10 protein-coding genes are annotated in these 13513 nt (G+C 57.9%); 1 reads left to right on the forward strand and 9 read right to left on the reverse strand.

Features of this window, described 5'->3' with window-relative positions:
• Window positions 1–5: 5 nt before the first annotated feature.
• Genes H522_RS0109100 through rimP form a run of 4 tightly spaced genes read right to left on the reverse strand, consistent with a single transcriptional unit; the run spans window position 6 to window position 2343 of the window.
• Window positions 6–386: a L7Ae/L30e/S12e/Gadd45 family ribosomal protein gene (locus H522_RS0109100; RefSeq protein WP_051344104.1), complete on the reverse strand. Its 381-nt coding sequence runs from the start codon at window positions 384–386 to the stop codon at window positions 6–8.
• On the reverse strand, window positions 379–660 hold the full coding sequence (gene rnpM, locus H522_RS0109105; RefSeq protein WP_026962065.1) for an RNase P modulator RnpM: 282 nt from the start codon (window positions 658–660) through the stop codon (window positions 379–381). Before rnpM ends, H522_RS0109100 begins: the two co-directional genes overlap by 8 nt.
• A 47-nt stretch (window positions 661–707) precedes the next feature.
• Window positions 708–1835, reverse strand: coding sequence for a transcription termination factor NusA (nusA, locus tag H522_RS0109110; protein WP_026962066.1), 1128 nt, complete (start codon window positions 1833–1835; stop codon window positions 708–710).
• A 34-nt stretch (window positions 1836–1869) separates the two neighbouring features.
• Window positions 1870–2343 (reverse strand): ribosome maturation factor RimP, encoded by a 474-nt coding sequence (gene rimP / locus H522_RS0109115; protein ID WP_026962067.1) that lies wholly within the window; start codon window positions 2341–2343, stop codon window positions 1870–1872.
• Window positions 2344–2728: 385 nt separating this feature from the next.
• Here rimP and typA point away from each other — a divergent pair, with 385 nt between their 5' ends.
• The gene (gene typA, locus H522_RS0109120) at window positions 2729–4573 is read left to right on the forward strand and encodes a translational GTPase TypA (RefSeq protein WP_026962068.1); all 1845 of its coding nucleotides are present in this window, start codon (window positions 2729–2731) and stop codon (window positions 4571–4573) included.
• Window positions 4574–4694: 121 nt separating this feature from the next.
• On the opposite strand, the gene H522_RS20515 is transcribed toward typA, so the two are convergent.
• The 5 genes from H522_RS20515 to H522_RS0109145 form a co-directional block, all read right to left on the reverse strand.
• Window positions 4695–5621, reverse strand: coding sequence for a prephenate dehydratase (locus H522_RS20515; RefSeq protein WP_051344105.1), 927 nt, complete (start codon window positions 5619–5621; stop codon window positions 4695–4697).
• Window positions 5622–5690: 69 nt separating this feature from the next.
• Window positions 5691–10109, reverse strand: coding sequence for a PolC-type DNA polymerase III (locus tag H522_RS18585; protein ID WP_051344106.1), 4419 nt, complete (start codon window positions 10107–10109; stop codon window positions 5691–5693).
• 107 nt (window positions 10110–10216) lie between these two features.
• Complete coding sequence (locus H522_RS0109135; RefSeq protein WP_026962069.1) at window positions 10217–11494, reverse strand: M50 family metallopeptidase; 1278 nt, start codon at window positions 11492–11494, stop codon at window positions 10217–10219.
• Complete coding sequence (locus H522_RS0109140) at window positions 11491–12654, reverse strand: 1-deoxy-D-xylulose-5-phosphate reductoisomerase (RefSeq protein WP_026962070.1); 1164 nt, start codon at window positions 12652–12654, stop codon at window positions 11491–11493. Before H522_RS0109140 ends, H522_RS0109135 begins: the two co-directional genes overlap by 4 nt.
• A gap of 63 nt (window positions 12655–12717) precedes the next feature.
• The gene (locus H522_RS0109145) at window positions 12718–13506 is read right to left on the reverse strand and encodes a phosphatidate cytidylyltransferase (protein WP_026962071.1); all 789 of its coding nucleotides are present in this window, start codon (window positions 13504–13506) and stop codon (window positions 12718–12720) included.
• Window positions 13507–13513 lie beyond the last annotated feature (7 nt).

The raw sequence follows: 13513 nt of genomic DNA on the forward strand, positions 1-13513 counted from the left end.
CGTATTCATAGACCCTCAGTTTCGTCAAAAGCTTCACCTCCGTAAATTGCACCAACAGACTGTCTAAACCGTTCCGCAAACTCCGCGTCCAGAACAGCCACAACGCCCACCGTCCTGCGGCCTAGAGCCTGCCCCAACACGGATTTATCCGGGCCCTTACGTAAGGGTACCTGGTAAAACGCACACTTGTCCGCCACTTTCTTCGCCAGGTTGCTGCCCGCATCCCCAGCCAACACCACCAGCTTTGCCTGACCGGAGCGTATCGCCGAGAAGACTGCATCTGAACCCACCCGTATCCGACCAGCACGCAGAGCCAGCCCCAACCAGCTGAGCGCCCGAAGTTCGTTCGCAGCAAGGGCCGGCGTATGCACAGTCGGATCATCCATCGCCGTTCCCTCCCTGCAAGCGAACTTCCAGTTCGTCGTAGACGCCGGCCGGTACAGGGGTCTTCAGGGCGCGTTCGAGTGCCTTGCGCTTGCGCGCCTGCCGCAGACACTCCGGACGCCCGCACAGATACGCACCACGTCCACTTCGTTTGCCAGTGGCATCGAGCGCAATCTCCCCTTCCGGCGTCAGGACGACGCGGATGAGTTCGCGCTTTGGGAACATCTCTTGACACCCCACGCACTTGCGCAGCGGAACCTTGCGTTGTCGTTGCACCCTGTATCCCTCCCTGGACACCGCCCGGCACGATTCCGGCTGTACGATTACGGCTCGTTCAGCCAATCCTCCGACAGCGTGCCAATCTCATCGTCATCCTCTTCATCTGCGAACCTGTCGAGGGTACCAAACATGCCTAGCTCTGCCGCCTGCGTCTCGCTTTTGATATCAATTTTCCAGCCCGTGAGCTTTGCCGCCAGACGCGCGTTCTGCCCCTCCTTGCCAATCGCGAGCGACAGTTGGTGATCCGGCACCACGGTGCGCGCAATGCGTTCGTCTTCCATCACCTGCACCTCGGTGACCTTCGCTGGCGACAAGGCGTTGGCCACAAACGTGGCGACATCTTCGTCCCACTTGACAATGTCCACTTTTTCCCCGTGTAGTTCTCCGACCACCGCCTGCACGCGCATCCCTCGGGAACCGACGCAGGCGCCAATCGGGTCGACCTCAGGGTTGCGGGAATGGACGGCAATCTTGGAGCGATGCCCTGCCTCGCGGGCCACGGCCTTGATCTCGACCACTCCATCGTAAATCTCCGGCACCTCAAGCTCAAACAAGCGTTTCAAAAAACCAGGATGGGTACGCGAGAGGACCACCTGCGGCCCTTTTGAGGTTCTTTCCACACGTGCGATGAACGCCTTCACCCGGTCCCCCGGTCGAAACGCATCCCCAGGCATCTGTTCAGATGCCGGCAGCACAGCCTCCGCCTGGCCCACATCCACGTAGGCCGCCCGCGCATCCAGGCGTTGAATGGTCCCGGTGACAATCTCCTCTTCCCGGTCCGAGAACTTGCTGTAGACAATCGAGCGCTCTGCTTCGCGAATCCGCTGCGTGACCACCTGTTTGGCGGTTTGCGCAGCGATGCGGCCAAAGTCACGCGGGGTGACTTCAATTTCCACGACGTCCCCCACCTGATACTTCGGGTCTAAATCCAACGCCGCGTCCAGGGAGATCTCCAGGCGCGTATCGGTGACCTCTTCGACCACAGTCTTGCGGGCGTAGACATGAACTTCGCCCGTTTCCCGACCGATTTCCACGCGGACGTTAGCGGCGGAGTTGAAATTCCGCTTGTAACCTGAGATGAGAGCCGCTTCGATGGCTTCCAGGAGTGTGTCTTTGTCAATCCCTTTTTCCTTCTGCAGCTGTTCCAACGCGTCAATGAAGTCCACATTCATGGGACGTCAATTCCCCCTTTGGCTGTCGCCCCGATTACCACTCAATCGCCAGGCGGGCGGCCGCAACCTTTGAAAAAGGTACTGGGATACGGCGCTCGACCCCTTTCACCGAACGTGCAATCGTCAAGGTCTCCCCATCAAAATCGACCAGCACACCTTCGACAACCTTGTCACCAGCCAGCGGCTCGTAAAGCTTTACACGCACCGCGCGGCCCACGGCCCGTTCATAATCCTCCGGCTTCTTGAGAGGACGCTCGGCCCCCGGGGACGATACCTCCAGGATGTATGCGTTCTGAATCGGGTCGACCTCGTCCAGACGCTCCGACAAAGCCTCGCTCACCCGGCTGCAATCGTCAATATCCACGCCTCCTGGCTTATCGATGAAGACGCGAAGATACCAGGTCGTACCTTCTTTCACGTACTCCACGTCAACCAGTTCCAGACCGGATGCGCTGACGATGGGTTCAGCCAACTCTTGTACGATATCCGTCACGGACTGCTTGGGCACGAGCGTTCCTCCCTCAGACTGCACTGGTTGTTCCCCGTTTCCGAAGGGAAAGCGACCGACTTTGAAAACGGGTGAATCGAGTTTCATAAATCGAAGAGTGGGTAGTACCCCACTCTTCGCCGCACAACCTATACGGAGTCTAACAGAGTCATTATAGCATTGTGGGTTGTGACCTGCAATCGGAAAACCGGAGTCATAAGGTCACACGATTGCAGTCATCAGTGGTCGATGGTATCGTGGAAAACGCGTTGGTACTGTACCACACGGCGACTTTTCGTAAAACCACGCCCGGAGCGAAAGGACAAGGACTAACGATACGTAAACACGCGGTATTTGACCCCTATAGATACGAATGCTGGATTTTACGGAAGGTGGAACTTCGCACATGGAAACCATGAACAACCTGCGCAACGTCGCCATTGTCGCTCACGTCGACCACGGGAAAACGACACTGGTCGACCAACTGCTCCGCCAATCGGGCTTGTTCCGAGAGAATCAGCAAATTGAAGAGCGGGTGCTCGACTCTGGAGAATTGGAACGGGAACGCGGCATCACCATCCTGGCCAAGACCACGGCCATCCCTTACCAAGGCGTCAAGATTAACATCGTCGACACCCCGGGCCACGCCGACTTTAGTGGGGAAGTGGAACGCATAGTCAAAATGGTCGATGGCGTCTTGCTGGTCGTCGATGCGTTTGAGGGTGTGATGCCACAGACGCGGTTTGTCCTGGAACGCGCATTGACCGAAGGGCTGCCGGCGATTGTCGTGGTCAATAAAATCGACCGTGACAACGCCCGTCCTACGGAAGTGGTGGACGAAGTCCTCGACCTGTTCATCGATCTCGGAGCCTCAATGGAACAGTGCGAGTTTCCGGTGGTGTACGCGTCGGCGCTGCACGGCACCGCCAGCCTGAGCCCAGACCACCCTGGTTCCGACATGCGCCCCTTATTCGAATCGATTCTCCAACACATTCCAGCGCCGGTGGTTGACCTTGAGGCACCGCTGCAGTGGCAGGTAACGATGCTAGATTACAACGAGTATTTGGGACGTATTGGCATCGGCCGGATTGCCCGTGGCCGTGTCCGGGTCGGCGACGCCGTCACCATTCTCAAGCGCGATGGCAGCCAAGAAAAGTCACGTGTGGTCAAACTGTACGCGTTTGAGGGCCTGCGCCGACGCGAGGTGGAAAGCGCCGGGGCCGGGGACATCGTCGCGATGGCAGGGATGGGCGCGATTACGGTCGGAGAGACCGTGGCCGCAAGCGATCACCCGGAGGCTCTGCCATTCTTGGCCATTGATGAGCCTACCCTGGAAATGACGTTCATGGTCAACGACAGTCCGTTGGCCGGCCGTGAGGGAACCTACGTGACTTCGCGCAAACTGCGCGACCGGCTGTTTGCCGAATTGGAATCGGATGTGAGTTTGCGTGTTGAAGAGACTGAGGACGCCGACCAGTTTCGGGTCGCGAGCCGCGGCGAACTGCACCTGTCCATCCTAATAGAGACAATGCGCCGGGAAGGCTATGAGCTGCAAGTCTCAAAGCCGCGCGTCATCTTGCGGCGAGAGCAAGGCCAGGTGCTGGAGCCGTTGGAACGACTGGTGGTCGACGTCCCGGACGAGTTCGTCGGAGCTGTTGTCGAGGCTTTGGGCGTTCGGAAAGCGGAGATGCAATCGATGACGACCGCCCCGTCGGGGAATACGACGCGTATGGAGTTTCTCGTCCCTGCACGCGGATTGATTGGCTTCCGTGGAGAGTTTCTGACCCTGACCAAAGGTTATGGAACCATGCACCACACGTTCGCCGAATATGGACCCTGGCGTGGCGATGTGGTCACCCGCAGACAAGGCGTGCTGATTGCCAGCGAAGGCGGAACCGCGACCGCGTACAGCCTGCAGAGCCTCGAGGACCGCGGCGTCATGTTCATCACACCCGGGACGGTGGTCTACGAGGGCATGATTGTCGGCGAGCATACGCGGGAGAACGACCTGACCGTCAATGTCACGAAGCAGAAGCACATGACGAATGTCCGTTCTTCAACGAAAGAAGAGACTACGCGTTTAAAAGCGCCGCGCATTCTCAGCCTCGAGCAGGCTATCACGTACATCGAAGACGACGAGTTGTGCGAGATTACGCCGAAAAGCATCCGTCTGCGGAAACGATATCTGAACAAGAGCGAGCGGGAAAAGGCGGCCAAACAAAAACGTCAGGCCTCGGTGACCGAAGCCTGAACCGAAGGCGCGGCCGGATAGCCAGATGGATCGACCGGTCGGCGAAACGGATCGACAAATGAAACGGATCTCCTCATGAAACGAGTTGTGACCCACCTAAAGCGCTGACGGGCGGAAACGGTCAGACCTCCGGATACAGGCCGAGGTGAGCAGCGCGGATGCCCATCTCGGCCAATTCCGCCCGCACCTGGCGCCATGGATTGGAATGGGCCGGGTCCCAGTCGACGTCGACGAAGAAAATGTACGTCCCCAACCCCGTCCCACTTGGGCGTGACTCGATGCGACTCAGGTTAAACCCCTTGCTCGCGAACACCCGCAGGGTGTCAAACAGGCCCCCAGGTCGATTCGGCACCCCTTCCAAAACCAAGGAACGCTTGCGACGCCCCTCGTGTCTGCGGACGGACCCCGGCGTCAGCGCCGGGAGCCCCACCAAGCCAAACCGTGTTTGGTTTCCTTCACTCGCCGGCAGACAGGTATAAGGCGCAGCCAGCCCTTGCACCTCCGCCGCCTGGTAGGAACCAATCGCCGCCCACTGCCGCCGACCTCCTTCTCGGACGTGGCGCGCTGCCTGTCCGGTGCTCTCCACCGCAGTCAGACGGGCGTGCGGCAAGTGTTGAGATAGCCAGGTCTGACATTGAGCCAGAGCCTCGGCTTTCGAAAACACCTCTTCAATCTCAGTCAACTGGACGTCTTCGCTGACCGTTAACAAAAAGTGCTCAATGGCCAGGGTATGTGTTGCCAAAATCTGCAGTTCAGCCCGCCGACCGGAACGCCTGTCCATCGTCTGAAAGGCAATTCTCCCCAACAAGTCCCAACTGGTGGTCACGCCACCGTGAATCGTGTTCTCCAAAGGAATCGAGGCAAACGGAGCGGAGCCCTCGATTTCGCTCTCCACGGCCTCCGCACACTCCTCTTGCGTTCGTTCGATAACCGCTGCGATGGACGGCAAGGGCACCAAATTCACGGGCCTGTCCGGCCACAATCCTGCGAAATACGTCGCCGCCTCCTGCGAAAACGTACCCTCGGGTCCAAGATAATATAGACGCACGATATCCCCCCTCATTTTATGAGAGATGTCCGGAAAGACTCCTTTCCGGACACATACGAAAACAGCCAATTAAAACAGCGAAAGCTGGTTGGTTTCCGGCAGCGACGCTAAGCACCCCAACCCATCCAAAATGTCCACTACGGCTCGCGATACTTTGCTCCGTGCCTGCAGGTCTTCGATGGACAAGAAGGGACCAGCTTGGCAGGCTTCGTAGAGACTCTTCGCGGCGCTTTCACCGACCCCTTGGATGGCCGCAAACGGTGGCAGCAAAGCTTTCTCCGCCTCCATAATACGAAACTGGGTGGCGTGGGATTGATACAAATCGATAGGAAGGAAGCGAAAGCCACGCACCGTCATTTCAAGCGCAACCTCGAGTACGGTGAGCAGACTTTTCTCCTTTGCCGAAGCCGCATTGCCTTTGGCCTCCAATTCTTCGATCCGTTTGCGAATGGCGTCTTTCCCGCGCACCATCAGTTCCACGTCAAAGTCATCCGCCCGGACCGTGAAATAGGTGGCATAAAACGCAAGCGGATGATGCACCTTAAACCAGGCAATACGGACCGCCATCAGGACGTATGCCGCAGCGTGAGCCTTTGGGAACATGTACTTAATCTTGCGGCCGGATTCAATATACCACTCCGGCACTCCGTGCTCCCGCATATATTCCGCGTCCTCTTCTTTGACACCTTTTCCTTTACGTATCGACTCCATGATTTTGAAAGCGCGCGCCGGCTCGAGTCCTTTATAGATGAGATAGACCATGATGTCGTCACGGGCGCAAATCACCTCAGACAGGGTGGCGGTCCCGGCGCGTATAAGGTCCTGCGCGTTATTCAGCCAGACATCGGTGCCGTGAGACAGACCCGAGATGCGAACGAGTTCGGAAAAGGTGGTCGGCCGCGTGTCCTCCAGCATCTGCCGGACGAACTTTGTCCCAAACTCAGGAATCGCGTACGTCCCGGTGCTCGAACGAATGTCCTCGGGCCGTACGCCGAGGCTTTCCGTGCCGCGAAACAACGCCAACACGTCCGGATCGTCCAAGGGGATGGTTTTCGGGTCGACGCCCGTCAGATCCTGCAGCATGCGAATCACCGTCGGATCGTCGTGGCCAAGGATATCCAACTTCAGCAGGCAACGTTCCAACCCAGAGTGATAATCAAAATGGGTAGTCAACGTCCCCGCGGACTTATCATCGGCCGGATACTGAACGGGCGTAAAGTGATAGATGGTTTCGTGACGGGGAACCACTACCTGTCCCCCCGGGTGCTGACCGGTCGTCCGTTTGACGCCCGTGCAGCCTTCGACCAGGCGCTCGATTTCGGCGTTGCGGAGGTTTAACCCCCGTTCTTCCGCAAACTTGCGTACATAACCATAGGCTGTCTTTTCCGCCACGGCAGAGATGGTGCCTGCGCGAAAGACATGGTCTTTCCCGAACAGCTCTTCAGTATAGCGATGGGCCCGCGGCTGGTATTCCCCCGAGAAGTTCAGGTCAATATCCGGGACCTTATCGCCGTTAAAGCCGAGGAACGTTTCAAACGGAATGTCCTGACCGTCCTTCACCATGGCCGTCCCGCAGCGGGGGCAGTCCTTGGCGGGCAAGTCGAACCCAGACCCTACACTGCCGTCGGTGATAAATTCACTGAATTGGCATTCTGGACACCGGTAATGCGGAGGCAACGGATTCACCTCCGTGATGTCCGTCATCGTGGCGACAAACGAACTCCCGACGGAACCCCGACTCCCGACCAGATAGCCGTCCGACAGAGACTTCGTGACCAGTTTATGGGCAATCAAATAAATGACGGCAAACCCGTTGCTAATGATGGAGTTCAGTTCTTTTTCCAAACGCTTCTCGACAAGCTCCGGCAATGGATCCCCATACCATCTTTTTGCCTTTTCATAGGCCATATTCCGAATTTCGTCCTCGGCCCCGTCGATGATCGGTGTGAATAGGTCGTCCGGTATCGGCTGGACGACTTCACAGGTATCGGCGATGGCGCGCGGGTTGTCAATGACCACTCGGCGTCGGTCTTCTTCGTCCAGGTGCGCAAAGTCGCTGAGCATCTCGTCTGTAGTGCGAAAGAACAGCGGCGCGGACTTCGCATCGTGGGAGCCGTGCTGGGACTGCAAGAACACCTCGCGAAACACGGCGTCCTTCGGGTTCAAAAAGTGCACGTCGCCAGTAGCCACCACCGGTTTGTTCAGACGCTTCCCCAACTCCACAATCTGCCTGTGAATGTCACGGATGCTCTGAAGCCCTTGCAGCGTCTCGTCGCGGACCAGATTTTCGTAGTGGCTGGGCGGCTGAATCTCGAGGAAGTCGTAGAATTCGCAGATCTCTTCGATTTCCTCCAGCGACTTTCCGCGCAGAAACGCTTCAATCAGCTCCCCGCGCTGACACGCGGTTCCGACGAGGAGCCCCTCGCGCAATCGAACCAGTTCGCTGCGCGGGATGCGCGGTGTCCGGTATAAATATTTGGTATGGGCCAGCGAGACCAGCTCATACAGGTTGCGCAATCCCAGCTGGTTGACCACGAGAATGGTCGCGTGAAACGGTCGCACGCGGGTCACATCGATGTCTCCCGATAGCTGATTGAGCGCCTGCAGGTCAAGGATTTCCCGGCGTCGCAAATCTTCAAGCATATGTAGGAACAGCTTGGCCGTCGCCTCGGAGTCCGCAAGCGCACGGTGGTGATTCACCAGTTCAATCCGAAACTTTTGCGTCAGCGTCTTCAGCTTGTAGTTTTTCTCACCCGGATACAACAGGCGTGCCAGGGCAAGGGTATCGACGACCGGCTGCGACCAGTCTTCCATGTCAATGCGCTTCGCGCACTGATGCAAGAAACCGACATCAAACTCAGCGTTATGGGCAACCAACACGGCATCGCCGACAAAATCTCGAAATCGGCTCAGCGCCTCAGCCAGCTTCGGCTGTCCTTCCAGCATATCTTGAGAAATCCCGGTCAACTCCGTGATTTTCGCCGACAGACGCCGCTCCGGATCGACCAAGGTCGTAAACGTGTCGACGATCTTGCCGCCAGCCACCTTAACACCGGAAATCTCAATGAGCGTGTCTTCACGCGCATTCAGACCCGTGGTCTCTGTGTCGAAGACCACGTATGTCGTCTCATTGCTCAGTTCCACCGGAGCAGGCCGGTAGACGATGGGCGTACCGTCATCGACCACATACGCCTCAACGCCTAAGAGCACTTTGATGCCATGCTTCTTACCAAGTTCAAAGGCTTCCGGGAACGCCTGCACACCGCCGTGATCCGTTACGGCAATGGCCGGATGCCCCCACTCGGCTGCCTGGGCAATGAGGCGCCCCAGCGGCGTCACCGCGTCCAAGGCAGACATCGGTGTGTGCAGGTGCAGTTCCACCCGCTTCTCGTCTGCTGTGTCCAACCGTTTTGGCGGGGTTGCCGGCCGCATCCCATGAATCATCAAAACAAGTTCCTTTTGATAGGGATCAAACTGAACCGCTCCGGATACGCGGACGTAGCACCCGTCTTTAAGCGGGTCCAAGGCTTCGATTTGCCGCTGCGAATTCGTGAAATACTTGGCGGTAATTGAATCCTCCTCATCCGTCAAGTTGAATTGATAGAGTTTTCGGCCGCTGGGCAACATCCTGGTCTCCAGTTTAAACACGCGGCCTTCCACGACCACTCTTCGCATCTCATCGACAATGTCCCGTATCGAACTGACAGGCCCGTCAGGCTCCGCCTTGCCGATGGTCAGTTCAGGTATCGGCTCTTCATCGCGCCGATTCCGCCAAGACCCGCTCGTCTCCCTACGCGTCTCCTCTACGACAGGAGGGCGACTTTCCGCGGCTTGCTGCTCTCGCCGCGCAATTTCCACGACTTCCTGCCGCTCCCGCTCCAACAGCTCACGTCGCAGTTGTTCCGCCCTTTCATCGGCGTCATCGGCCACCTGCATGTGTACTACGACCTTGATCCCAAAGGCCTGCTCCGCCCACTTCTCCATCCAGGCAGACGCCTTTTTTCGCTGCAGCTGGTCGCGAATCGAGTCACTCTCCAGCAAGAAGGTCGCTGTGATGCAGGAAGGGTCTTCGCTGGACGGTCCCAACTCCTTTTCCGCGCGTTTGAACAGATTTCCCGCCACCGGCTCGGCCTCGGTATAGGCATCCAATAAGGCTTCTATCATCGCGAAGCATTCTGCCCGGGTGGGCGTGCGTTGCCATAAGGGGGGTACAAACTGAAACTCCGCTTTTGATCCGAACACCTTCTGACAGACCTGGCGAATCGAGCGATAATTCTGCAGAGACTCGACCGCCTGGCGATACAGTCCCTCAACGTCATCCGAAGTGTGTGAAGGAGATTCTGGTCCTTGCGGAAAAGGAGGGAGCGGGCGAACGACCAAACGCTTTGCTTTCAGGTGCAGCTGGACCTGCTCGACCCCCGTAAGAGGGAGTTGGACGCCATCGTCTGGATTGACCGGTTCCGCGAGTGCATATTGCGTTTCGTTCATATCCGTTCCTCCAACTTCGCGCTCGCATAAAAGTGCGTGTCCGGCGGGGCGCCTGGTCGCCTTTCAGGTTGGGAGATAGCCCCCAACGCCCCCTCGCCAGACCACCTCTAAAACAATCGAGTGACATCTCGATAGGTAATAACCACCGCAAACAACATCAGTAGAGCAAAACCGACCAAGTGCACCAGACCCTCTTTGTTCGGGTCAATGGCGCGCCCTCGCACGGCCTCAATCAGCATAAACAACAAACGGCCGCCGTCCAAGGCTGGAATAGGCAACAGGTTAAACAGCCCCAGATTCAAACTGAGCAGCCCGGCAATCATCACAACCTGCCAAAAACCGTTCTGGGCCTGTTGACTGATGACGTCGGCAATGCCCACCGGCCCAGCCAGGTCTTGAAACTGATGGTGGACAAACACATTGCCTAACGCGGAGAGCATGTTGACCGAGCCAAAGTAAACGGCGGAGAAGCCGCTGGCCACGGTCTTTATCGGGTTATGCGTGACTGGATTATTCACGCCGATTTGCGGCACCCCCGTACTGGATAGTTGAGGGTGCACCACGATGACGTGCGGCTGTCCGTTCCGCACGACCTCCATCCGTATTGGCTGGGGTGGATGGCCTGGATCGGATTGAATATCCTCGACCATGTCCACCCAAGAAGTCACCGGGTGGCCATTAATCCGTATCACCCGGTCCCCCTGCTTCAAGCCAGCTGCCTGCGCCGGCGAACCGGCGACAATCGGTCCAAGCGTGGGTTGATTGACCAGAATTCCGGTGTGGGTATAGTACGCGGCAAAGAGCACCCCAGCCAAGAGAAAGTTCATCACCGGTCCGGCCAAGATGATGGCGGCCCGCTGCCATAACGGCCGGCCAAGCATCTGCTCGTGTTTTTCCACCAAGGGAATGGAATTGCGAGGACTGGTCTGTAATTCCGCATAGGGACGGACTTGGTAGGTCCGGATGTCTCCGTGCGTCTCAATGGTCATCTGCATGCGGTCCACGAGGTCGAGTTCACGCAACACACCGACCTGCCCTCCGCGCACGTCTTTTGGGCTTCCCAGCTGCGCGATCCAGCCATAATTGTCCAAGCGAAACGCGATTTCCTCACCTTTGCGAAACAAGGCGTCCTGCGGGACCTCTCCCGCCAACTGGACCAACCCACCCAATGGCCATAAACGCACAGAGAACTCCGTGTCTCCCCAGTGCCATTTGAACAGTTTGGTTCCAAACCCCACCGCAAATTGCGGAACGGCAACTCCGCACCGTTTCGCGACAATGAAATGACCGAACTCATGCAGGACAATGCAGACCAGGAAGACCAGGACAATCGCGACCGCCGACTTGAGAAACGTCATCAGCATCGCAGCGCTCAACAGAGTCATTCACTCCTCTCGACCAGCGCGCTCGCCCTCACCCGCGCACGCGCATCCGCCTCGAGCACCTCCTCCAGGCTGGACGCCGTACCCGCAGGTTCCGCGTCTAGCACCCGTTCCACCAGCTCAGGAATCTCCAAAAAGGAGATGCGCCCGGCCAGGAAGGCGGCCACAGCGACTTCGTTCGCCGCGTTCAAAATACAAGGGGCAAGCCCGCCGGAGCGGCCTGCTTCGTACGCCAACCGCAGACTCGGAAACCGATGCCAATCTGGGCTTTCAAAAGACAGCGGTCCGCACTCCATCAGGTTCAATCGGGGCCAAACGGAGGTCTTTCGCTCCGGATACGTCAACGCGTACTGGATGGGCATTCGCATATCGGCGGGGCCCATCTGCGCCACCATCGACCCATCACAGAATTCAACCAAAGAATGAATGATACTCTGAGGATGTACAACCACCTTAATCTTATCATACGACACGGCGAACAAATGATGCGCTTCAATCACCTCGAGGCCTTTGTTCATCAAGGTCGCCGAGTCGACGGTGATTTTTTTACCCATCGACCAATTCGGATGTGCAAGCGCGTCCTCTACCCGGACCGTACGCATCCGATCACGCTCCCATGTGCGAAACGGACCGCCCGACGCGGTCAGCCAAATGTGCGCAAGTTCAGCGTCGCGTCCGGATCGCAAACACTGGTGGACGGCTGCGTGTTCGCTATCGACCGGCACAATCGTCGCAGCATGTCGGGCGGCATGCGGGATGACAAGGTCCCCCGCCGCCACCAGCGTCTCCTTGTTCGCCAGCGCCAACTTCGCCCCACGGGCCAGTGCAATCCACGTCGGCACAAGACCCTTTGCGCCCACGATAGCGGACACAACCACGTTGGCATCGGCACTCGCCACTTCCTTGAGACCGTCATCTCCCACCACGACCGTAGGCAAGGGACTCATCCCGCGTAAGCGACCGATAAGCTCATGCCCCGCCTCATCGTCTGCCACGGATACGATTTCTGGCCGCCACTTTTGCACCTGTTCAGCTAGTCGATCCACATTTCGTCCGGCTGCCAACGCCCGCACCTGAAACGCGGGCTCCAGGGACTCGAGAACCTCTAGGGTCAGTCGACCGATGACGCCCGTAGACCCCAAAATGGTGATGTACTCACCCATCTGTTCTGCCTCCCTATTCGGTCGTTGTGGAAAGCACCTGCCGGGATGTCCGTAAGCCGACGACTATTGATACCAATTAGGGAATTGCAAGATCAAAAAAAGCGCAAACGGAGCAGCGAAGATCAGGCTGTCGACCCGATCGAGCAGACCACCATGACCAGGCAACAACCGTCCCGAATCTTTCACGCCCGCAGAGCGTTTGTATGCCGATTCGATGAGGTCGCCGAGTTGGCCCGTGACCGAAATCACTGCGCCAAGCAGAATGGATGCCCAAATGTTGGCGCCCGGCCGGACAATGAGCGTAAAGACGACCACGCCCAGAATAGAGCCAATCACCCCTGCAGCTGCTCCACTGAGCGTCTTGGCCGGGCTGATAGCCGGCCAAAGCTTAGGCCCGCCGACTCGCCTTCCGACCACGTAGGCCATGGTATCCGTCATCCAAATACCAATCAGCAACAGCCAGAGCCACAACCACCCGTCCGTTAAACCGCGAAAGGCCGCCAAACTCTGGCCGCCGTATCCTATGTATAAAGCCCCCGCCCACGCGCTCGCAGCCTGGGCAAGGGTGACCCGGTTCCGAGTCGCCACCGGAAACAACAAGGTGACCGCGAGCATACCTTCAAGCATATATACGCTGTGCCAAACTGGGCTCCATTCGACAAGGCTCACGAGGACGTAGCCGAATACCGCCAACGGACCGTACCATCGTCCACCCAGCATGCCGGTGAACTCGGCAGCACACAACAGCGTGGCCAACCAGACCGTGACCCGCCAGGGTAAATACCCCCAGGCGATAAGCGCGATCACGATGAGAATTCCGACCGCTGCAGTCACGACCCGTTGCTTGAACATTCATTCA

The organism is Alicyclobacillus herbarius DSM 13609 (assembly GCF_000430585.1).
In the GTDB taxonomy this organism is placed as follows: Bacteria; Bacillota; Bacilli; order Alicyclobacillales; family Alicyclobacillaceae; genus Alicyclobacillus_G; species Alicyclobacillus_G herbarius.